The organism is Dietzia lutea, from assembly GCF_003096075.1.
Classification (GTDB): domain Bacteria; phylum Actinomycetota; class Actinomycetes; order Mycobacteriales; family Mycobacteriaceae; genus Dietzia; species Dietzia lutea.
This window is the reverse complement of record NZ_CP015449.1, coordinates 52182-72843: the sequence shown is the minus strand read 5'-3', so window position 1 is coordinate 72843 and position 20662 is coordinate 52182. Positions and strand designations below refer to the sequence as shown.

General features: G+C 70.5%; 15 protein-coding genes and 1 tRNA gene. 1 reads left to right on the top strand and 15 read right to left on the bottom strand.

All coding sequences use genetic code 11. From position 1 onward, the window contains the following. Positions 1-3: 3 nt before the first annotated feature. From A6035_RS00310 to glnT, 3 genes are all read right to left on the bottom strand, one after another. On the bottom strand, positions 4-714 hold the full coding sequence (locus tag A6035_RS00310) for a protein glxC (protein ID WP_235026702.1): 711 nt from the start codon (positions 712-714) through the stop codon (positions 4-6). Positions 715-837: 123 nt separating this feature from the next. Then, positions 838-1734, bottom strand: coding sequence for a class II glutamine amidotransferase domain-containing protein (locus tag A6035_RS00305; RefSeq protein ID WP_108846142.1), 897 nt, complete (start codon positions 1732-1734; stop codon positions 838-840). Between the two features lie 63 nt (positions 1735-1797). Further along, a complete protein-coding gene (glnT, locus tag A6035_RS00300; protein ID WP_167400750.1) occupies positions 1798-3132 on the bottom strand; it encodes a type III glutamate--ammonia ligase in 1335 nt (444 codons plus the stop codon). Between the two features lie 337 nt (positions 3133-3469). On the opposite strand from glnT, the gene A6035_RS00295 reads away from it, so the two are divergent. Continuing rightward, the gene (locus A6035_RS00295) at positions 3470-4861 is read left to right on the top strand and encodes an ammonium transporter (RefSeq protein WP_108846140.1); all 1392 of its coding nucleotides are present in this window, start codon (positions 3470-3472) and stop codon (positions 4859-4861) included. Positions 4862-4938: 77 nt separating this feature from the next. On the opposite strand, the gene A6035_RS00290 is transcribed toward A6035_RS00295, so the two are convergent. From A6035_RS00290 to A6035_RS00235, 12 genes are all read right to left on the bottom strand, one after another. Continuing rightward, a complete protein-coding gene (locus A6035_RS00290; RefSeq protein WP_108846139.1) occupies positions 4939-6396 on the bottom strand; it encodes an NAD-dependent succinate-semialdehyde dehydrogenase in 1458 nt (485 codons plus the stop codon). Positions 6397-6489: 93 nt separating this feature from the next. Continuing rightward, positions 6490-7911 (bottom strand): Re/Si-specific NAD(P)(+) transhydrogenase subunit beta, encoded by a 1422-nt coding sequence (gene pntB, locus A6035_RS00285; RefSeq protein ID WP_108846138.1) that lies wholly within the window; start codon positions 7909-7911, stop codon positions 6490-6492. Positions 7912-7915: 4 nt separating this feature from the next. After that, positions 7916-9517: a Re/Si-specific NAD(P)(+) transhydrogenase subunit alpha gene (locus A6035_RS00280; RefSeq protein WP_108846137.1), complete on the bottom strand. Its 1602-nt coding sequence runs from the start codon at positions 9515-9517 to the stop codon at positions 7916-7918. Positions 9518-9973: 456 nt separating this feature from the next. Continuing rightward, positions 9974-10056: transfer RNA gene (locus A6035_RS00275), tRNA-Leu, on the bottom strand. A 99-nt stretch (positions 10057-10155) separates the two neighbouring features. Then, a complete protein-coding gene (locus A6035_RS00270; protein ID WP_108846136.1) occupies positions 10156-10509 on the bottom strand; it encodes a hypothetical protein in 354 nt (117 codons plus the stop codon). Beyond that, positions 10506-12245, bottom strand: coding sequence for a hypothetical protein (locus A6035_RS00265; protein ID WP_159149260.1), 1740 nt, complete (start codon positions 12243-12245; stop codon positions 10506-10508). Before A6035_RS00265 ends, A6035_RS00270 begins: the two co-directional genes overlap by 4 nt. 34 nt (positions 12246-12279) lie before the next feature. Then, positions 12280-14598: a phosphotransferase gene (locus tag A6035_RS00260; protein WP_108846134.1), complete on the bottom strand. Its 2319-nt coding sequence runs from the start codon at positions 14596-14598 to the stop codon at positions 12280-12282. Continuing rightward, a complete protein-coding gene (locus A6035_RS00255; protein WP_108846133.1) occupies positions 14595-15518 on the bottom strand; it encodes a glycoside hydrolase family 16 protein in 924 nt (307 codons plus the stop codon). Before A6035_RS00255 ends, A6035_RS00260 begins: the two co-directional genes overlap by 4 nt. Beyond that, positions 15511-16557 (bottom strand): GNAT family N-acetyltransferase, encoded by a 1047-nt coding sequence (locus A6035_RS00250; RefSeq protein WP_108846132.1) that lies wholly within the window; start codon positions 16555-16557, stop codon positions 15511-15513. The genes A6035_RS00255 and A6035_RS00250 overlap by 8 nt, the downstream gene beginning before the upstream one ends. Further along, complete coding sequence (locus A6035_RS00245) at positions 16554-17348, bottom strand: polysaccharide deacetylase family protein (protein ID WP_108846131.1); 795 nt, start codon at positions 17346-17348, stop codon at positions 16554-16556. Before A6035_RS00245 ends, A6035_RS00250 begins: the two co-directional genes overlap by 4 nt. Next, a complete protein-coding gene (locus tag A6035_RS18130; RefSeq protein WP_162533963.1) occupies positions 17345-19522 on the bottom strand; it encodes a glycosyltransferase in 2178 nt (725 codons plus the stop codon). Before A6035_RS18130 ends, A6035_RS00245 begins: the two co-directional genes overlap by 4 nt. Next, complete coding sequence (locus A6035_RS00235) at positions 19519-20454, bottom strand: glycosyltransferase family 2 protein (RefSeq protein WP_167400687.1); 936 nt, start codon at positions 20452-20454, stop codon at positions 19519-19521. The genes A6035_RS18130 and A6035_RS00235 overlap by 4 nt, the downstream gene beginning before the upstream one ends. Between the last annotated feature and the right edge of the window lie 208 nt (positions 20455-20662).

Here is a 20662-nt window from a genome sequence, read left to right as displayed (position 1 = left end):
GGGTCAGTACGCGGCGGCGTTGTCCACGTCGAAGGTGTAGAGGGTGCGGGCGGAGCCGTAGCGACGGAACTCGTCCGTGGTCACGTCGGTGACGCCGGCCCGGTCGAGCAACTCGGCGAGCTCGGCGTGGTGCTCGGGACGCAAATCCTTCTCGACACAGTCGGCGCCCAGGGAGGCCACGCGGCCGCGGACGTAGATGTGGACCTCGTAGAGCGAGTCACCGAGGGCGTCGCCGGCGTCCCCGAGCACCACGAGGCGTCCGGCCTGCCCCATGAAGCAGCTCATGTGGCCGATCGAACCGCCGACCACGATGTCGACGCCCTTCATGGAGATGCCGCACCGGGCGCCGGCGTCGCCACTGATCACGAGCAGTCCGCCGTGCGCGGTCGCGCCGGCCGACTGGGACGCCGAGCCGTTGACCCGTACCGTCCCTGACATCATGTTCTCGGCGACGCCCACCCCTACGTTCCCGTTGACCGTGACGTGCGCGCCGTCGTTCATCCCCGCGGTGTAGTACCCGGTGGGTCCGTCGATCACCACCTCGTCGGGGCTCGCCAGTCCCACGGCGAGCGCGTGCGCGCCGCGGGGGTCGGTCAGCAGGAACCGGCCAGTGCCGTCGGAGGCCTGGAGAGCCCGGTTGGTCTCCCGCAGGCCGGTCTCGCCGACGTCGATCACGTGCGGGTGGGCGGGCCGGACGCGCTGGTCGGGCGACATGGCCTCGGGAGCGAGCTCCTGATGCGGTGTGGCGGTCATCGTGGGTCCTTCCTGGGTGGCGGTGGCGGCGCTGTCCGGCCGGCTCGGAGATCGTCAGGGCAGGGCCGGTCGGGGCCGGGCGGGTCAGCGGTGCCAGTGGTAGACGCGGCCCGGCTCGGGCTCGTAGAGATGGGCGCCGGCGATGCCCGGCAGGTGCGCCATCGCGCGGTACTCGGACGCCATGGCCACGTACTGCTCGGTCTCGGCGATCACGGCCGGCTTGCAGGCGATGGGGTCGCGGACCACGGCGAACTCCTCGGCGGTGGACACCAGCAGCGTGTAGAACCCGTCCAGGACGCCGGCCATCTCCTCCAGCGCTTCGTCGATCCCCGCTCCGAGCGCGATCTGCTCCGCCACGAACCGGGCGGCGACCTCGGTGTCGTTGAGGGTGTCGCAGTGGATGTCGCGCCTGGCCATCGCGCGCCGCACCGAGGCGTGGTTGGAGAAGGAGCCGTTGTGGACGATGCACTGGTCGGGTCCCACGGAGAAGGGATGGGATCCGGCCGGCGTGACCGCGGATTCGGTGGCCATGCGGGTGTGTCCGACGCCCTGCCAGCCGGAGACGCCGGGCAGGCCGAAGCCGGCGGCCAGTTCCCTCGGCAGCCCGACTCCCTTGAGCACGGCCAGTTCGGTTCCCAGACCCACCAGCACCACCTCCGGCGCGGCCGTGCGAACGGCGGTGGCCAGGGCGTCGACGTCGACCTCGGCGGACAGCAGTACCGTCGCGCCGAGCTCGCGTCCGGACACCGCGGCGGCGAGCCGGGCGGAGACCCGGGCCGCGAGGACCTGCGCGTCCTCCCCGTCCGCCAGCACGGTGACGGTCGCCGATCCGGGCGGGGTCCAGTCGGTGTTGCCGTAGACGGCGACGCCAGCGGAGTCCGAGCCGCGGTCGGTCATCTCGCCGAGCATGGTGGTGAGCATGTCGCCGAGCCGCGGCTCGAGGTCGGGGTCGCGGAGGTGGAGTCCGACGATTCCGCACATGGGTGTTCTCCTTCGGATGTAGAGGGGCGTGGCTCGCTGTAGAGCGGTGTGACCCGCCGGCTGTCACAGGGCGGTGAGGTACTCGTCGATCTCCCACTGGGTGACGGTGTTGTGCCACGCGGTGAACTCCTCGCGTTTGAGGTCGGCGTAGTACGCGGCCACTCCGTCGCCGCCGATGTCGAGTGCGGCGCGGACCACCCGGTCTCGGCTGAGCTCATCGACGGCGTGCAGGAGGGTCGGCGGCAGGGTGCGGGCGGCGTCGGCGAGCGTGGCCGGCGGCCCGGGATCGAGGTCCCTCCTCACGCCGTCCAGTCCGGCGGCCAGCTGCACCGCGATGGCGAGGTACGGGTTGGCCGAGCCGTCGCCGCCGCGCAGTTCCACCCGGTTGCCGTCGGGTACCCGCAGGTAGTGGGTGCGGTCGTTGCCGCCGTAGGTCACGTCCCGCGGCGACCACGTGGCGCTGGATGTCGTCGTGCTCGCGCCGATACGCTTGTAGGAGTTGATCGTCGGGCACAGGACCGCGTGCATACCGGCGGCATGGTCGAGGACGCCGGCGATGAACGAGTACGCCGTGGCGGAGAGCCCGAGTCCGTACCGGTCCCGGCCCTGTGCGGGGAAGACCGGGTCGCCGTCGTGCCATAACGACATGTGCAGGTGCATCCCGGAGCCGGTGCGGTCGGAGAAGGGTTTGGGCATGAAGGTGGCGATCATCTCCCGCTGCTCGGCGACCATCGAGATGATGTAGCGCAGGGTCATGACCCGGTCGGCGGTGACCATGGCCTCGTCGTAGGCGAAGTTCTGCTCGAACTGCCCGTTTCCGTCCTCGTGGTCGTTGGCGTAGTTGGCCCATCCGAGCGTGTTCATGGCGTCGGAGACGCTGGCGAGGTGGTCGTACATGCGGGTCACGCCGCGCGCGTCATAGCAGGGATGGGACTCGTCGTCCCGGGGATCCGCGGTACACAGCGCGCCGTCGGGGTTCCGGCGGACCAGGAAGTACTCGACCTCCGCGCCCACCTTGAGCTCGAGGCCGTCGGTGGCGGCGTCGGCGAGCGTCCGGCTGAGGATCACGCGTGGCGCGAAGCGCCACGGCTCCCCGTTCACCCAGGGGTCGCAGTGGACGAGCGCCAGGCCGGGTTTGATGAAGTCGAGGGAGGTGAAGGACCGGGGGTCGGGGACGACGACGAGGTCGGGGTCTCCGGGCTGTTGGCCCATCGCATCGGCGGCGAAACCGGCGAAGCCGAGCTCTCCGGCCTCGAGTTGGTCGACGGCTGCGGCGGGGACGAGCTTGGCGCAGGGTTTGCCGCGGAGGTTGGTGAACACGGCCAGCACGAAACGGGTGCCCGTCTCGGCCACCAGTCGTGCGAGTGGACCGGCGGCCGGGGCGGCGGCAGGGCTCATCACGGGCGCCGCCGGGCGCGGGGCGGAGCCGCTCGGACGGTCAGCGGCCCCGACGGCGGGGTCTGCGGTCACGGTCATGGATCCTCCCGGTGTTTCTCAACGGTGTCCGTAACCTACTGTGCAGAAACAACGCTGTGGTTTCGGCCGTGTTACGTCTCGTCGGCCCCGCTCGCGACGGTCCGCCGAACCTGGCACTGCTGGTCAGAGGCGCGGATTCGGTAACCGGATGGCAACCGGCGCGACACCCGACGGTGAGGGGCGTGGGATCACACTGGGAAACGTTCGTTTATCCCGACGGCCGTCTCCAAAGGGTGGCCCGCAGAGAAAAGAGAGACAGATGGACGTAGCCATCGCGGCGGCGGACACCGCCTGGGTGCTCGCGGCCATGGTCGCCGTGGCACTGATGGTGCCCGGTCTCGCCCTGTTCTACGGCGGCATGGTCAGCATCCGCAGCACCCTCAACATGATGATGATGACGATCGGCGCGGTCGCCGTCATGGCCGTCCTGTGGGTCGTGGTGGGTTACTCGCTCACGTTCGGCGATTCGATCGGCGGGCTCGGTCTGCTCGGCGACCCGCTCGAGTACCTGGGGCTCCGGGGCATCATGGCCGAGCCGGAGACGCCCGGTCTCCCGCCCGCGCTGTTCGCGGGGTTCCTGATGCTGTTCGCCGGCATCACCGTCGCGCTGGTCGCGGGCGGCGTCGCCGACCGGATGAAGTTCTCCAGTTGGCTGGTCTTCGCGGTGGTGTGGCCACTGCTCGTGTTCTTCCCCGTCGCCCACTGGGTGTTCGCGTTCGACTCGGAGGACGGCTCGGTCCTGGGTGGCTGGATCGCCAACGGACTCGGCGCCATCGACCTGGCCGGCGGTACGGCGATCCACATCAACGCCGGTGTCGCGACACTGGCTCTGGTGCTGGTGCTCGGTCGGCGGGCGGGCTTCCCCACGGTGAGTCGCCCCCACAGCGTGCCCCTGACGTTCCTGGGTGCGGGCCTGCTCTTCGCCGGGTGGATCGGCTTCAACGCCGGTTCGGCGGTCGCGGCCGGCAACGCGGCCGGTGTCGCCGCCCTCAACACCGTGGTCGCCGCGCTGTGCGGTGCTCTGGCCTGGATGATCACCGAGCAGATCCGGGCCAAGCACCCCACGACGCTGGGTGTCGCCTCGGGCCTGGTCGCCGGCCTGGTGGGCATCACGCCGGCCGCGTCGTCGGTGAGTCCGCTCGGCGCCATCGCGATCGGCCTCATCTGCGGCGTGATCTGCCACTACGCGGTCGGGCTGAAGTTCCGTCTCGGGTTCGACGACTCGCTCGACGTGGCCGGACTGCACCTGGTCGCCGGCGTCATCGGCACGCTGCTGATCGGCGTGCTCGCCGATCCGGCCTCGCCCGTCGGTGAGGCCGGGCTGCTGTACGGCGGCGGGTTCGGCCAGCTCGGGGCGCAGGCCCTGGCCACCCTCGCCGTGGTCGCCTACTCGTTCGTGGTGACCCTCCTGATCGCGGTGGTCCTGGACAAGGCGATGGGCCTGCGTGTCACGGAGGAGGACGAGTTGGAGGGTCTGGACAAGGCCTACCACCGTGAGATGGCCTACTTCCAGGACGGGCTGGGCACCCGGCTCGAAGAGTCGTACGCGACCGCGGGCGAGGCGACGGACGGGGCGGCCCCTGTGTCCCTCTCACCCGCCACCGCGGCCCCGGCGTCGACCGCCTCCCCCGCGGCATCGGCAGGAACCTGACCCGCGCTGTCCGCGGTCGACCCGTCACGGGGCCGCGTCGCCTGGCTCAGCCGGGCGGCGGGGCCCCGGTCACGTCTCTAGACGTTGCGGATCGCGACCGCGCGGGTGTTGAGGTAGCACTCCATGGCCTCGGGCCCGCCCTCCGAGCCGTAGCCCGAGTCCTTGATCCCGCCGAACGGGAGCTCGGCGGACGGCATGGACGGCATGTTGACCCACAGCATCCCCACCTCGACCCTCCGGGTCAGCAGGTCCGCGTTCGCCAGCGAGCCGGTGAACGCATAACCGGCCAGGCCGTACGGCAGGCGGTTCGCCTCGGCGATGGCCTCGTCGAGCCGGTCGAACCCCCGGATCCCCGCAACGGGGCCGAACGGCTCGTCGTTGAAGAGGCGGGCCTCGGTCGGCACCTCGTTGAACACGGTCGGCGCCCAGTAGTTGCCCGCCTCGCCTATCCGGCGGCCGCCGGTGAGCACCTGCGCGCCACGGTCCACGGCGTCGGCGTGGAACTCACCCATCGCCGCGAGCCGGCGGTCGTTGGCCAGCGGACCCATGGTCGTGTCGTCCTCCAGCCCACTGCCCACCCGGATCGCTTCGGCGTGGCCGACCAGCGCGCGGGCGAACTCGTCGCGGACGCCGTTCTGCACGAGGAACCGGGTCGGAGAGATGCACACCTGGCCGGCGTTGCGGAACGCCATCGGCCCCATCGTCTTGAGCACGAGCTCGAGGTCGGCGTCGTCACACACGATCACCGGGGCGTGGCCGCCGAGTTCCATGGAACTGCGCTTCATGTGCTGCCCGGCCAGGTCCGCCAACTGCTTGCCGACCGCGGTGGATCCGGTGAAGGTGACCTTGCGGATCACCGGGTGCGGGATGAGGTAGCCGGAGATCTCGGCGGGGTCGCCGTAGACCAGACCCAGCACCCCGGCCGGCAGGCCCGCGTCGGCGAACGCGCGGATGAGCTCCGCCGGGCTGGCGGGCGTCTCCTCGGGGGCCTTGACGATCAGCGAGCACCCGGCCGCCAGGCCGGCCGCGATCTTGCGGACCACCTGGTTGACCGGGAAGTTCCACGGGGTGAACGCCGCGACCGGACCGACGGGGTCCTTGACGACCATCTGACGGATCATGAGGTCCGTGCGGTGGGGCACGAGACGCCCGTAGACGCGGAACCCCTCCTCGGCGAACCAGTCGATGATGTCGGCGGCCGCGAGGATCTCGCCCCTGGCCTCGCGGAGCGGCTTGCCCTGCTCGAGGGTCAGGTTGTGGGCGATCGTCTCGACCCGGTCGCGCAGCAGCTGCGCGGCGGCGCGCATGACCGTGCTCCGCTTCGCGGGGGTCGTGTCACGCCACACCTCGAAGCCACGCTCGGCGGCCGCGAGGGCCCGGTCCAGATCGGCGACGGAGGCGTGGGCGACCGTACCGATCACCTGACCGTCGGCCGGGTTGAGCACGTCGATGGTGCGACCGTCGGCGGCGTCGGTCCACTGGTGGTCGATGAACAGTCGGGTGTCCGGATAGGCGGTGTGTGGTGCGGCGCTCATGCTCCCACTTCTACCCGCCCGAACGGGCGCGGGCCCGGAGCCGGCGGGAATTCCACCGGTTCCGGGCCCGAGCGGGACCTGCGAGGCGCGGACTCAGACGCCTGCGCCCTGCTGGTCCTTGACCGCGCCCAGGATGTCGCCGACGCGGTCCTTGGCGTCGCCGAACAGCATCTGGGTGTTCTCGCGGAAGAACAGCGGGTTCTGCACGCCGGCGTATCCGGCGGCCATGGAACGCTTGAACACGATGACGTTCTCGGCCTCCCACACGTGGAGCACGGGCATCCCGGCGATCGGGCTACCCGGATCCTCGGCGGCGTCCGGGTTGACGGTGTCGTTGGCGCCGATGACCAGGACGACGTCGGTGTCGGCGAAGTCGTCGTTGATCTCGTCGAGCTCGAGGACGATGTCGTACGGGACCTTGGCCTCGGCCAGCAGCACGTTCATGTGCCCGGGCAGGCGGCCGGCGACGGGGTGCACGGCGAACCGCACGTCCACGCCACGCTCGCGCAGCGTGCGGGTCAGGTCGGCGACCGGGTACTGCGCCTGCGCGACGGCCATGCCGTAACCGGGGGCGATGATGACCGACGAGGCGCCCGCGAGCATCTCCGCTGCACCGGAGACATCGATCTCCGTGTGCTCCCCGTGGTCCTTGCCCTCACCGGAGGCGGCCTCGATGCCGAAGCCGCCCATGATGACGGAGATGAACGAGCGGTTCATGGCCTTGCACATGATGTACGACAGGTAGGCGCCCGAGGAGCCGACGAGCGCACCGGTGACGATGAGCAGGTCGTTGCCCAGCAGGAAGCCGGTCGCCGCGGCGGCCCAGCCCGAGTACGAGTTGAGCATCGACACTACGACGGGCATGTCGCCGCCGCCGATGGAGGCGACGAGGTGCCAGCCCAGGGCCAGGGCCAGGGCGGTGACGACGATGAGCATCCACAGGGCCGGGCTGATGACGAACCACACGGTGAGGATGACGAACGCCGCGAGGATGCCGAGGTTGATGAGGTTCTTCCCGGGCAGGACCAGCGGCGCCGACTTCATCGTGGCCGACAGCTTGAGGTAGGCCACGATCGAGCCGGTGAAGGTCACGGCACCGATGAAGACGCCGACGAACACCTCGGCGTGATGGATGCCGAGCAGCGAGCCGGTGAGCTCACCGTGCAGGTCGGGCTCGAGGTAGCCGTTCCAGCCCACCAGGACGGCGGCCAGACCGACGAACGAGTGCAAGAGCGCGATGAGCTCGGGCATCTCGGTCATCTGCACGCTGCGCGAGCGCCACAGTCCGACGGCGGCACCGATGGCCACGGCGCCGACCATGAGGACGATGCCCAGGGTCGGGGGCTGGTGGTCGAGGACCAGGGCGATGGTGGCGATGAGCGCCAGCGCCATGCCGGAGATACCGAAGGTCAGTCCCCGGCGGGCGGTCTCGTGCTTGGACAGTCCGGCCAGCGACAGGATGAACAGCAGGGCCGCGATCAGGTAGGCCGCATTGGCGGCGGAGTCGATCGACATCTTCTCAGGCTCCCTTCGAGAACATCGCGAGCATGCGACGGGTCACGGCGAAGCCGCCGAAGACGTTGATGGACGCGACCAGGATCGCCACCACGGCCAGGACCAGGCCCAACGTGTTGTCGATACCGATCTGCAGCAGTGCGCCGACCACGATCACGCCCGAGATCGCGTTGGTGACCGACATCAGCGGTGTGTGCAGTGCGTGGTGGACGTTGCCGATGACGTAGTAGCCGATGACGATCGCCAACACGAACACCGTGATGTGCCGGGCGATGTCACCCGGCGCGGCTGCCGTGAGAAGCAGCAGCAGTGCCATGCCCACGGCGATCATGCCCAGCTTCGCGACGGGCGAGAGCTTCTTCTTCTCCTCGGCGGGTTCCGCCGGCACGGCTGCGGCCGGCGCGGCTGCGGCCGGCGCGGCCGGGGCGGCGCTGACCTGCACCGGCGGCGGCGGCCACATGATCTCGCCGCCCTTGGTGACGGTCACGCCGCGCTGGACGACGTCGTCCATGTCCAGCGACCACAGACCGTCCTTCTCCGGGGTGACGAGCTTGGTGAGGTTGACCAGGTTGGTGCCGTACAGCTGCGACGCCTGGGCGGGCAGACGTCCGGCCAGGTCGGTGTAGCCGATGATCGTCACGCCGTTGTCAGTGACGACGACCTCGTCGGGGACGCTGCCCTCGACGTTGCCGCCCTGGGCCGCCGCCATGTCGACGATGACGGAGCCACGCTTCATGGCCGCGATGTCTGCGGCGGTGATGAGCCGCGGCGCCTTCCGGCCCGGGATCAGCGCCGTGGTGATGATGATGTCGACCTCGGCGGCCTGCGCGGTGTACAACTCCGCAGCGGCGCGATCGTAGGCCTCACTGGTGGCTTTTGCGTAGCCGTCGCTGGAGACCTCCTTCTCCTCGTCGGGCACCTCGACCGGCAGGTACTCGCCACCGATGGATGCCACTTGGTCGGCGACCTCGGGCCGGGGGTCGGTCGCGCGGACGATCGCGCCGAGGCTCGAGGCCGCACCGATCGCTGCGAGACCGGCGACGCCGGCGCCCGCGACGAGGACCTTGGCCGGCGGCACCTTGCCCGCCGCCGTGACCTGCCCGGTGAAAAAGCGGCCGAAATGGTGGGCGGCTTCGATCACGGCGCGGTAGCCGGCGATGTTGGCCATGGACGACAGCACGTCCATCGACTGTGCGCGGGAGATGCGCGGAACGGCGTCCATCGCCAGAGCGGTCACGCCCCGCTCGGCCAGCACCGTGAGCAGGTGCTCGTTCTGCGCCGGCGCGAGAAGGCTGACCAGCGTGGCCCCGGACCGGACCCGGGCCACCTCGGACTCGGTCGGGACGGCGACCTTCATCACCACATCGGCCGACCAGGCGGAATCGCCGTCGACCAACTCCCCGCCGGCCTCCGCGTACGCCGCGTCGGCGAACTCCGCGCGCGTGCCGGCGCCCCGCTCGACCACGACCCGGTAGCCCAGGCCGATCAACTTCGCGACCGTCTCAGGCGTCGCGGCCACACGGTTCTCCGCCGGGTTGGACTCGGCGACCACGCCGATCACCGACGGGGCGTCTGCGGTATCCCGGAGGTCTGTCTCCGGGGTCATATCAGGGATCTCTTCAAGGCTCGAGGCCATCGGGCATCCTTTTTCCGGGCGTTGCGACGGAGCCGGCGCGACCGCGCCGGCCCTGTCATGTCGTGTATCGGTGTTCTACTCATTGTCCACAGGCCCCGGAACGTGTTCTACCGGGGTGCGCGCTCCAGTCACCGATCCGAGAACAGAGCTCACGAAGCGGCTCGGGGTGGGATGGTGACCCCTGCTTCGTCCACCGATAAGGCATCGCCCTCCGGGGCGGGCAGGGTTGGCGCCACGTCTCCCGGAAGAACTTCTGGGAGAGCCTACGGGACACCTTGCGCGCTGAACGATCTCGATCAGGCGGTTTCGGCGACCTTGTGACGGATGCCATAGCTCCAGGTTCCCACCATCAGGCCCTGCGGAGCGAGGCCCAGAATGCACAACACCCCGGATCACTGGTCGGTGATCCGGGGTGTTGATCCGCTGTGGGCGAAGGGGGACTTGAACCCCCACGTCCCGAAGGACACTGGCACCTGAAGCCAGCGCGTCTGCCATTCCGCCACTCGCCCGAGTAACGCTCGAATACGTTAACACGGAGGGAACGGCTCATACCAATCGGCTGGCCAGGGCTATTTCGCGGTGCCGTCCCCGCTCGGTGGTCGGCGTCATCAGCGACCGCTCACACGCAGACGCGGGAGGCGCGGGTCGCGGCCGATCGGGATGAACCCGAGGGCGCCGATCACCGCGAGTACGCCGACCCCGCCGGCCACCGACCACGTCTCCGTCGCCACCATGGCCGTGGCGACGATGATGGTGGCGCTCAGGCTGATGAGCACCGCCAGCGCGAGTCTGTCGCCCGCGTCGCCGGAGCCCCACCGGAGGGCCCAGCCACCTCCCGGGACCAGGAGACAGAACGCCAACACGTAGATGAGCCGCGCGGGTTCGGCGATGATCGGCAGGACCACCAGTGCCGTCGCCACCGCGGCCCCGGCCAGTGCGACGAGGGTTCTCGTCGTACTCATCGGCGACCCACCTCCTCCCCGTAGTCGGACAACGTGAAGACGGTGGCGTCACGAGATCGGTGGGCGACCGTGAACAGTGGCGACGTCACCAACTCGCCCTCGAGCTCCGTGAGCGCACCGCGGGGCAGTGTCCCGTCCATCTCGGCTCCGATCTTCTGGGAGCGGGTGATCATCACGTAGCCGTCGGTGTATATGGGATCGGACAACCACTCGTGTAGCGAGGTCGCGGGGTCGTCCAGCACCCGCTCGACCGAGGGTTCGTAGGCGATCGGGACGTAGGCGAACTTCTCGGCGCCCACGAGCTGACGTGGGTAGTTCACGTCGCCCTCCACCAGCAGTGATCCGGGTCGCGCGGTGTCGGCGACCCACCGGGCCGCGGCGATCTCCTGGTCGGTGAAGTAGTTGTGTCTCTCCTTGCCGTAGTACCCCAGTAGGAAGCCGGGGAGGACGAGGATGACGACGGCGACCGCCATCGCCATCCTCCGGCGGTCGATCGCGCCGGCGTAGCCCGACGGCGCACACGCCTCCGCGGCGAGGAACGCGATGAAGGGGGCGGAGAAGAGGAAGACGCGCAGTAGCGCTTCCCCACCGAACGACATCTGCACCAGGACGGCGATCGGCACCACCATGAGGACGACGGCCGCCCACTGGGGGGTGCCCCGGCGGCGGGTGCGGCGGAATCCGAGCACGGCGAACGCGACCGCGATCGCCACCGTGAACCTGTCTCCCCAGATGATCACCAACTGGGACCCGCTGGCGCCGTCGGACTTGCTGAACGTGGCGTCCGCGTTGGCGAGGGGCCGGCCGAAGCCGGAGACCAGGTCCTCGAGGTTCGTGACGGTGAAGTCATGGGCGAACGTCAGTGCCCAGGCGGAGATGACGACCGCCGCGATGACCGGGAGGTACCACCCACGGGTCTGCCGTGTCACCACCAGCGCGACGATCGACATCACGACGATGACCAGCGTGATCTGGTGGGTCACGGCCATCGCCGCCACCAACAGGATGAACAGGGCCGTCCTGGCCGCGCCGCCGTGTCGTTCGCGGAGCAGCAGCCCGACCGCTCCCAGGTAGAGGATGTAGACGGCCGCCTGGGGAGAGAAGTAGTCCTGACCGACCCAGGTCATCGTGAAATAGATCAGCAGTGCAGTCCACACGACCGCGGGCCGGGTGCTCATCCCCCGGAACAGATACCGCAGGACCACGAGCAGGATCAGGTTGAAGCCCAGCGGCGCCCAGATCGCGATTGCCCGCGCGGCGTCTTCTCCCGCGAGGTCGGAGACCAACGCGCTCGCGGCGAACAGGCCCGGCCAGTTGTGGTAGATCGGATTGACGTCGGTGCCGGGGTCGACCGCGCCGGTACGCATGATGAAGTCGACGACACCGAGATGTTTGAACGACCACGCGTACCGGACGTTGCCGTACAGCACCGCCGGGGTCCCGTGGATCAACGCCAGGTAGGTGACGAGGTGGACGCCCACCACCCATCCCGGGCGGGACTGGTGGATGCACACCAGAGTGCTGCCGAGGAGGAGCACGAGGGCGGCGACCACCGCACTGTTGAATCCCGTCAACAGGCCGTATCCGCCCATGTCGCGGGCGTCGAACCCGGCGAAACCGACGGTCCACAGCAGGATCGATCCCGCGAGGCACAGCAAGGCGATCGCCTGCGCTCGCACGCCCCGCGCGGCGGCGGCGTGGCGCGAGCGACCACGGCGGTGCCGTCCCGGCGTCACGCCGTGGGGGTGCGCGCGGGGTCTGGGCCGCATCTCAGGGGTGACGAGCACTTGGCCCCCCTGACATGGAGGGCGCGGCGCCGGCGAACCGACGCGACACCGGGTGGACGCTCCTGGCGGTCCAGATCCGGCCGGGGCCGCTCCGGGTCGAGCGTGAACGGGTGTGCGCGACGTGCCAGAGCCAGGCCAGGAGCACCACCAGCGACGGGTCGAGCTGTGGGTTCGGCAGCACCACCCCCGCTGCGGCGAAGTACCGCTCCACCTGCCCGGGATCGTCGAGAACCGCGCACACGGCCGCCCCGAGGTCGGAGGTCCTGGTCGACAGATACCAGTGCACCAGGTCGGCGTCGGGGAGGCCGGGGTCCATCGCGTCCTCCCAGTCGATGATCCCCGTCACGGCCCGGTGGGGCGGTTCACCAGAGACCAGGACGTTCCCGGGCCAGTAGTCCCCGTGCGTCCAGCTCACCGTGATCGTCCGGCCGATGAGCCCGTCGCGGAGGTACGAGGCGATACGGTCCACCGCCGCCCGGTGTCGGTCGCCGACGTCCAGGCCCGCCACGGCGGCGGCGGGGAGGTCGATCCACTGCTCCGCCAGCTCGGAGGTCACCAACACCGACCGTGCGGTGCGCGTGTGCAGCCGGGTGATCGCGGCCGCGGCGACGGGGCCGGGGTCGGTTGTGGGCGTCTTCCCGGGCAGGAGGGTCTCGCGGACGACGGTCCGCCCGTCGACGGTCACCCGATCGACGACGATGGGGACCAGCTCGGTGACAGCGGCGTCGCACAGGAGATGCAACTCGCCGACGGTCTCCGCGTGCCGCGCCAGGTTCCGATCCGCGGCGGTTGTCGTGGCGATCTTGAGCACGAAGTCCCCCGCCTGTCCGGACACCGCCGTGACGAGTGAGTCCGAGTCACTACCGAGGGTGCGGGTCTCCACCGCGTCCGGGACAGCGCAGGCCTCCAGCACCGGATGCAGAAGCCGGCGCTGGTCGCGCCGGGATCTGCTGCGGCGGGCGGCCAGCGACAATGAGGCCACCGCCGCCCATACCGAGTCGGCGGTCGGCGCGCCCGATATCAGGCCGGTGCGGCCCGTCAGGACCAGGCCGAGCGCAGCGGCCGACTGCGCCACGAGGATCGTGGCCCCCACGCCCGTCACGCCCCACCACTGCAGGGTGATCCAGCTACCTCCCCAGATCGTGGCGGCGAGGAAGACGTAGGTCACCACCACCGTGGACATCTCGCGGCGCACCCGAGCGGTGTTCACGCTGATGCCGACGATCGTCTGCGGGAGCGCGGACAAGATGATCAGCTGCATCGCCACGCTCGCGTGGGCGGCGTAGTCCTCTCCCATGATCCGCAGCGCGAACGGGCCGACGAGCACCCCGACGATCGCCAGCGGGAATACCAGCCGGACACTGTGGGCGAGGGCGGTTCGGGCGTGCGAAGCGGCCCGGACCGGGTCATGGGCCGACTCGGCGATGAGCGCGCTGCCGATGTTGCTGGTGACGAGATAGAGCGAATAGCCGATCATGTTCGCCATGTAGTAGTAGGCGCTGGCCTCGGGGCCCTTCACGTGCAGCACGATGAGGGTGAGCACGTGCGGTGTGGCGACCCAGACCAGCCAGGCGATCTGGTCGGCGGCGGCGAATCGGACCAGCTGGCCCACCGACATCGGCGGTCTGTGTTCCCGTGGCGCGCCCCCGTCCCGCGTCAGTGCCATCACCAGAACGCCCACGCCCACGACGGCGAGGACCGCCGGCAGCACCGTCGCGCCGAGCACCGCCCAGGCCGACAACGTGGCCACCAGCGGCAGGGCGGCGATCTTGCCCAGGGAGTAGGCCAGGTTCTTGACCGGTACCCAGACGCTCTTCCGCAGGCCGATCAGCACGTGATCCTGCAGGACGAACAGCACCCACACGACAGTGGAGCCCGCGAAGGCCGCGACGGCCACCGCGTCGTCGCGCAGGAACGCCAGCCGGCCCGCCCAGAGCGGCTGGCCGACGAGGAAGACCGCGGACAGCGCCAGCGCCGCGAGTGCGCAGCTCAGGCAACTCGTCATGATGACGCGCCGGGTGGACGCGCCGGCCTCCGGGAGGAACCGCACCATCCCGTTCCGCAGTCCCAGCGTCGCCAGATTGGCGAGCAGAGTGAGGACGGAGACGAGCGCGGTGCCGATGCCGACGGAGTCGGCCGGCAGCCAACGGGCGGCCAGCGCCCAGAAAGCCAGACCGGCGACGGACGTGACCGCGGTACTGACGATCAGGGCGTTCGCGTTGGCGTGGAGGGCGTCCGCTCCCCGGACCCGCTGCCACAGGGCAGCGACCGGCCCCGGGTGGACCGCCTCGCGGCCGATCACCTCGCACCTCCCGACCAGATCCGTGCGTAGTCGATCTCGAAGGTCGCCGGGAACGCCGCCGGATCCGGTGTCCCGCCGTACTCACCGCCGACCGCGAGGTTGATCACCAGGTACATCGGCTCGTCCGGCACCTGCGGGCCAGTCACCTCCCAGACCTTGTCGCCGTCGAAGAAGAAGTCCAGTCGCTCCGGTGACCACTGGAGGCGCACCACGTGCGTGTCGGCCAGGTCCTCCCCCGGCGGGAGCTGATGGTGGTGGAAGGAGCGCTCGGTCCCCGACTCCGGGCTCGGATGCAAGTACATGCCGGCCGTGCGGGGACGCTGACCCACGGCCTCGAAGATGTCGATCTCCGGCTTCGACGATTCGCTGGCGGGGAGCATCCAGACGGCCGGCCAGAGTCCGGCTCCCAGGGGGGCCCGGAAAGCGACCTCGACCGTTCCGTAGGTGAACGCGAGCTTCGCAGGGGCCTGGTGGACAGGTGGCCCGGTGCTGACCATCCCGGACACGTAGGGGAAGTACTCGCCGTCGGCCCCGATGGCGTCGCGTCTCTCCGCGGTGAGCCGCAGCACCCCGTCGGCGACCCGCACCTGACCGGGGAGGTACCACTCGAGTTCGTCGTTGGTGGCGATCGTGCAGCCGCCCTCGTCCCACCAGTGGCAGGTATTCCACACCCCGGCGTCGAGTTCCGTGCCGGCGAACTCCTCGTCGAGGATGAGCCGCTCCCCGTTGTTGGCGACCCTCTGTGGGCGAACCGTGCCGTCCGTCGGGGCCGGTGCCGTCGACTCGTCCGCGTCGACGCGACCGGATCCCAGGTAGATGTCGACGGAGCACGAGGAGACCACGGCCACGGTCAGGACCGCGGCGCCGATCGAGGCCCACCACCGACGGGTCCCGCGTACGCCGCCGCCGCGCCTACTCATCGCTGAAGCCGATCATGCGCTTGATGCCGTTCCGGACGGCGGTGTCTGCTCGTGTCCACGGCAGCCTCTCGATACGGACCTCGGCGTAGTCGTGCGCGCGGGCGCCGAACTTCTCCTTGGCCTGGGCCAGCGTTCGGGACGTCCCGGACTCGCCCATGTGGAATGTCGTGCAGCCGGACTCGCAGGCCAGCTCGATCGCCGTCCAATAGACCAGCTCACTGGCATGGGACCTGCCGATCCGGTCGCGGTCCATCGCCGCGCGCGTCCCGTGTCCGGTGCGCGGGCCGTAGAGCACGATCGCCCCCGCCACGGGGCCGTCGTCGAGGTACGCCAGGATGACGCAGAAGCTCTCCCCGAGGTGGCTGCCCATCGCGCGCAGCTTGCCGATCGGATCTCGGAGTCGCGCCCGGGCCCGGGCGAGGGCCAGCGGCTCGTTCTGGTTGCCCGCCCATCGGTCGACCGACGAGAGGAACAACTCGTAGTACTGGTCGAGCAGTTCCCCGCCGCGTCCCGTCTCGACGCGGACACCGGCGCGGCGGGCCAGACGCACATTGCGTCGGCCCGACTGGGACATCCCGTCCCACACGGCGTCGACGCCTTCGGTCAGGTCGAGCACGTGAGCTCGCCTCGGCACCGACAGGGCGTTCTCCGCCCGTGCAGCGGCCGACCAGACGGGACCGTCGAGGGGGTTCGGCCGGAGGCCGATACGTTGGTAGCCGAGTCCGCGCAGGTCCCGCAGGATCAGTCGCGCGGCCCTCGGGGTCAGACCGGTGTCGAGGGGTCCCCCGATACCCCAGGCCGCCGGGTACGAACCCGCCCAGCCCCCGATCCCCGCCAACCCCCGGCGTGCCACGAGCGGGAGGACGGCCTCACTGCCGTCGTCGAAAGAGTAGTGCCGGCTGACGTCCGAGAAACGGCCCGACGCGCACATCGCGTCCGTCCATCCCGGCGCGTGTTCCGGCAGCGCCCTGTCGGACACCGAGAGGAGCCGCCCCCACCTGTCCCGGGGCGCGGGGGAGATGACCTGGACGGTGCTCACCGGGTCGCCTCCGTTCGGTGACGCAGCCGGCGGACCTGACGGCCGGCCCTCGTCCGCATCAGTTGCCGACGGGGCGCGGGCCGGGCGCCCTTCCCCTGGAGGAGCCGACCGAGATCCGCCGTGGTGGTGGTGTCGGTGATGGTCCACCGCGCGATGGCGTACACGTCATCGCGGTCATGACTCAACATGTTCCGGACCGCCGCCGCCGAGGTGTATCCCGCCTCCGCGACGAGGTCCTTGACTGCCGCGGTGTGGTGCCCGTGTGGGTAGGCGAACGTGGTGACCGGTCGCCCGAGGACCTGTTCGAGGACCTCCTTGGACTCCGCGATCTCCCGTCGGGCGCGGGCACGCGGCAACAGGTCGAGCTGTGGGTGCGTCATGGTGTGCGCCCCGATCTCGACGCCGTCGGAGGCCAGGTCCGACAACTGGTCGGCGGTGAGCATCTGCGTGTCGGCGGCGGCCCCGTCGAGCCACCGGCTGCGGTCGCCGAGGTATCCGGCGACGGCGTACAGCGTGGCGGGGAGACCCCGCCCCTTCAGGAGCGGCCAGGCGTGCTGTGCGAAATCGGCCAGCCCGTCGTCGAAGGTGATCGCCACCGCGCCCTCCGGTAGGGAGGTCCCCGACCGGAGGTGTTCGGCGATGCGGCCCAGGGGCAGGACCACGCGATCGTCGTCGATCAGGTGGTCGAGGTGTGCCGCGAACCGGCTGGGCGGAACGGTGAACCTCTCGAAGCCACGCACGTGCTCCTCGGTCACGGAGTGGTACAGCAGGACGGGTATGACGTGTCTCATGTGGCGATCCGTTCCCGGACGTCACCGCGGGTGCGGTAGCGACTGATCAGGTACCGGGCCGGGCCGGTGGCGAGTCCGCTGCGTTGGGCGCGCGACAGATCGCGCGGGTAGGCGGGCAGGCCGCGGGCCGGCGGCGGGTTGAGGATGGTGGCGAGCCGGGCCGCGGCGGCCCGGTGGTGGCGCACCATCGTCACCGCCGCGCGCGGCTCGTCGAGGACGCACCGCATCAGATGGGCGCCCAGGCCCGCCCCGTACCCGTACACCTGGCGGCGCAGAGCCGCATAGTCCCGGTGATGCGGGTGGAGCACGATCGCCGACGGCGCGTAGGTCAGGCGCCCGCCGTGCCGGATGACGTCGTAGAACACCGCGAGGTCGTCGCCGCCCCGGGTCACCGTGCCGGTCCCGAGGGCCCCGTCGAAGCCACCGATGGCTCTGAGCTGGTCGGTTCGGAACGCCATGTTGGCGCCGGAGCCGAACGCCCCTGCCGCGTAGGGGTACATCGGGTTGTCCGCCCGGTGTTCCGCGTTGTCGAACACCAGTCGACGGAGCCCCTTGCTGTAGACCCCCTGCGCCTCGACCCACTGCTGGGCGACGGTGTCGAGTTCCCTGGGCGCGATCATGCCGGTCGCACACACGGTCTCCGGATCGGCGTCGAACGCCCCGGTGATGTTCTCGAGCCAGCGCTCGTGCACCCAGACGTCGTCGTCGGTGAAGGCGACCAGGTCCGTCACTACGCACCGGAGGGCCGCGTTGTGGGCGTGGGCGAGGCCCGGGCGGTCCTCCCGTACGTACTCGACCACGCTGCCCTCGATGCGGTACCCGCGGATCAGCTTCTCGGTCTGGTCGTCGGGCCGGGCGTTGTCCACCACGGCCACCCGGCCGGGCAGGATCGTGCCGGCGGCGATCGAATCCAGGCATTCGGCGAGGCGGGCGGGCCGGGCCCGGGTGGCGATCACCACCGTGGTGTCGTCCCGGGTGCGGGCGCCGTCGGCCTGTGACCGCGGCCGGGCGGCGCCGGGCGCCGCGAGGCCTCCAGCCCGCGCCAGCACGTCGGCGGTGGTGGCGACCGTCCCGTCCAGCTCGACCTCGCGCTCGCCCACCGGGACACCGTCGTCGAGGAACAGGCACCAGGCCCGGGCGTACGGCCGGTCCCCCGGAGCCGCCGGCAGTGGCCGCGGCGGGTCACCCACCTCGATGACCAGCGGCAGGACCGGGGCGACCGGAGGCAGTGGCGGTTCGGCCGCGGATGACCGCGCCGAGCGGAGTCCGGCCGCCAGGAACCCGGCGGCGGTCGCGCCGAGCCCGACGGCGATCACCGCCGCGCGCGCGAGGCCGGCGGCGTCTCCCCGCACCGCGTCGGCCAGGTCGCGCACGATCCCCGTCGGCAGGGCGCGCCGGACGTAGGCCGCCTCCGTGGACAGGGCCGCCCCCGCGCCGGTGCGGCGGGACACGAGACGCTTCGACACGCCTTCCGCGAAGCACCTCGACCGGAAGTAGGCGACGGTTCCCCGTGCGGACGGGACGTGGTGCCGCACCCGCGCGCCGGGATCGTGGAGGAAGACCCCGCCCGGGAAGCCCTCCACGGCGCGGATGCACAGCTCGGTCTCCTCACAGCCGGCGGCGCCGGAGCCGGTCCGGCCGAGTGCGGTGTCGAACCCGCCGACGGTCTCCACGACGTCGCGCCGCAACGCCATGGTGCAGCCCATCAGGTTCCGCACCGGTCCGACCGACTCCGGGAGTCCGCGATAGCTGCAGCCGACCACCCAGTCGAACTCGTCCGGCCACCAGCGCGGCCTGCCGGCCGCCCACCGGGGCTCGGCGAACCCGCTGACGCCGAGGACCTCGGGTCGCACGAAGTGGGCCGTCAGGGCCTCCAGCCATCCCGGCTCGGCCACGGCGTCGTCGTCGAGATAGACGACGATGCCACCCGTGGCGGCCGCGGTCCCGGTGTTCCGGGCACCGGAGAGCCCGGGCGGTCCCGTGTTCTCGAGGACGGTCACCTCTGGGAAGCGACGCGCCGTCCGCTCGAACAGGCCGGGGTTGTGATCGATCACCACGACGGCCTCGGCCGGCGGGCGGGTCTGTCCGAGGACGGACCCGACCGCCGCGACCAGCTGTGGGAATCGATCGGAGGAGTTCGCGCACACGATGACCGAGGCGCGCTCCCCGGTCATTGAGCGTGTCCTCGGAGGGCGCTCCCCTCCGAGACCACGGCCGCGACGGCCACCCCGGCGACCGCGGACCCGGACGCACTCGTCAACGTCGTCGCCGGGATCCCGGCGTGACTACGGTGCTCGCGGAGGGCGATCACCGGATGGGGCATCGGCGAGCCGCTGTGCAGGTCAGGGCGGTGCAGCCCCAGGCTCGCGCGGTACCGCCGCACCCGGCGGCGCTCCCGGACGATCGTGCTCAGCACTCGGTACCCGTCCTTGATGGCGCTGAGGTTGCTCTCGCCACTGAGCCGGTGCTCCTCGTACGACGCGACCTCGACGACCCGCAGGCCGGCCGCGAGCGCACGCACGTTGAGGAACGTCTCGATCTCGAACCCGCCGACCTCTTCGTCGAAGAACGGCAGCACGTCGCGCCAGAACGCCATGTAGCCGTAGCACAGGTCCGAGAACCGTCCCCCGAAGGTCCATCGGACGGTGCGCGTGAGCACGGCGTTGCCGAGCATCCGCACACCCGTGAGGTCTCCACTGCCCCCGCCCTGGAGGAACCTCGATCCCTTGACGACGTCCGCGCCCGCCTGGAGCGCCGAGACGAACGTGTCGATCTCCGCCGGGGCCATCGACCCGTCGGCGTCCATCATCACGATGATGTCGCCGGAGCAGGCCGCGAATCCGGCCTGCAGCGCGTATCCCTTCCCCGCGCGCTGTTCGCGGACGATGACGGCGTCCGGGCGCAGCTCGAGCGCCTTCTCCACCGTCCCGTCGGTGGACCTGCCGTCCACGATCACCAGCTCGTCGACGATCCCCCCGATCGTCGGCAGCAGGCAAGCGAGGTTCTCGGCCTCGTTCAGTGTCGGTATGACCAGACTGACCCGCGGCGGGCACGGACTGCTATCCAGCACCGTCCCCCGCGTCTTTCCGTTGACGTCCTTGTTCACGTCGAATTCCCCCTCGTATACGTGGACCCTCCGGCCCGGACCCCCCCTTGGGTCTTGATGAACATATCTTAAAGTTGAGGCGATAAGTTACGGATTTTTTATCTCGGATCGGCAACGTTCTGACTCCTGATCTGCACCGGGTGACCAGTTCAGACCGCCAGTCGCCGTTGACCAGACGTCGTGCGGCGCGCCCGAGCGACCGGCGCAG

What these genes read in the sequence shown, in the direction of transcription:
- A6035_RS00310 (WP_235026702.1), bottom strand. Translation starts at nt 714, where the DNA reads ATGTCGCCCGACCAGCGCGTCCGGCCCGCCCACCCGCACGTGATCGAC.
- A6035_RS00305 (WP_108846142.1), bottom strand. Translation starts at nt 1,734, where the DNA reads ATGTGCGGAATCGTCGGACTCCACCTCCGCGACCCCGACCTCGAGCCG.
- glnT (WP_167400750.1), bottom strand. Translation starts at nt 3,132, where the DNA reads ATGAGCCCTGCCGCCGCCCCGGCCGCCGGTCCACTCGCACGACTGGTG.
- A6035_RS00295 (WP_108846140.1), top strand. Translation starts at nt 3,470, where the DNA reads ATGGACGTAGCCATCGCGGCGGCGGACACCGCCTGGGTGCTCGCGGCC.
- A6035_RS00290 (WP_108846139.1), bottom strand. Translation starts at nt 6,396, where the DNA reads ATGAGCGCCGCACCACACACCGCCTATCCGGACACCCGACTGTTCATC.
- pntB (WP_108846138.1), bottom strand. Translation starts at nt 7,911, where the DNA reads ATGTCGATCGACTCCGCCGCCAATGCGGCCTACCTGATCGCGGCCCTG.
- A6035_RS00280 (WP_108846137.1), bottom strand. Translation starts at nt 9,517, where the DNA reads ATGACCCCGGAGACAGACCTCCGGGATACCGCAGACGCCCCGTCGGTG.
- A6035_RS00270 (WP_108846136.1), bottom strand. Translation starts at nt 10,509, where the DNA reads ATGAGTACGACGAGAACCCTCGTCGCACTGGCCGGGGCCGCGGTGGCG.
- A6035_RS00255 (WP_108846133.1), bottom strand. Translation starts at nt 15,518, where the DNA reads ATGAGTAGGCGCGGCGGCGGCGTACGCGGGACCCGTCGGTGGTGGGCC.
- A6035_RS00245 (WP_108846131.1), bottom strand. Translation starts at nt 17,348, where the DNA reads ATGAGACACGTCATACCCGTCCTGCTGTACCACTCCGTGACCGAGGAG.
- A6035_RS18130 (WP_162533963.1), bottom strand. Translation starts at nt 19,522, where the DNA reads ATGACCGGGGAGCGCGCCTCGGTCATCGTGTGCGCGAACTCCTCCGAT.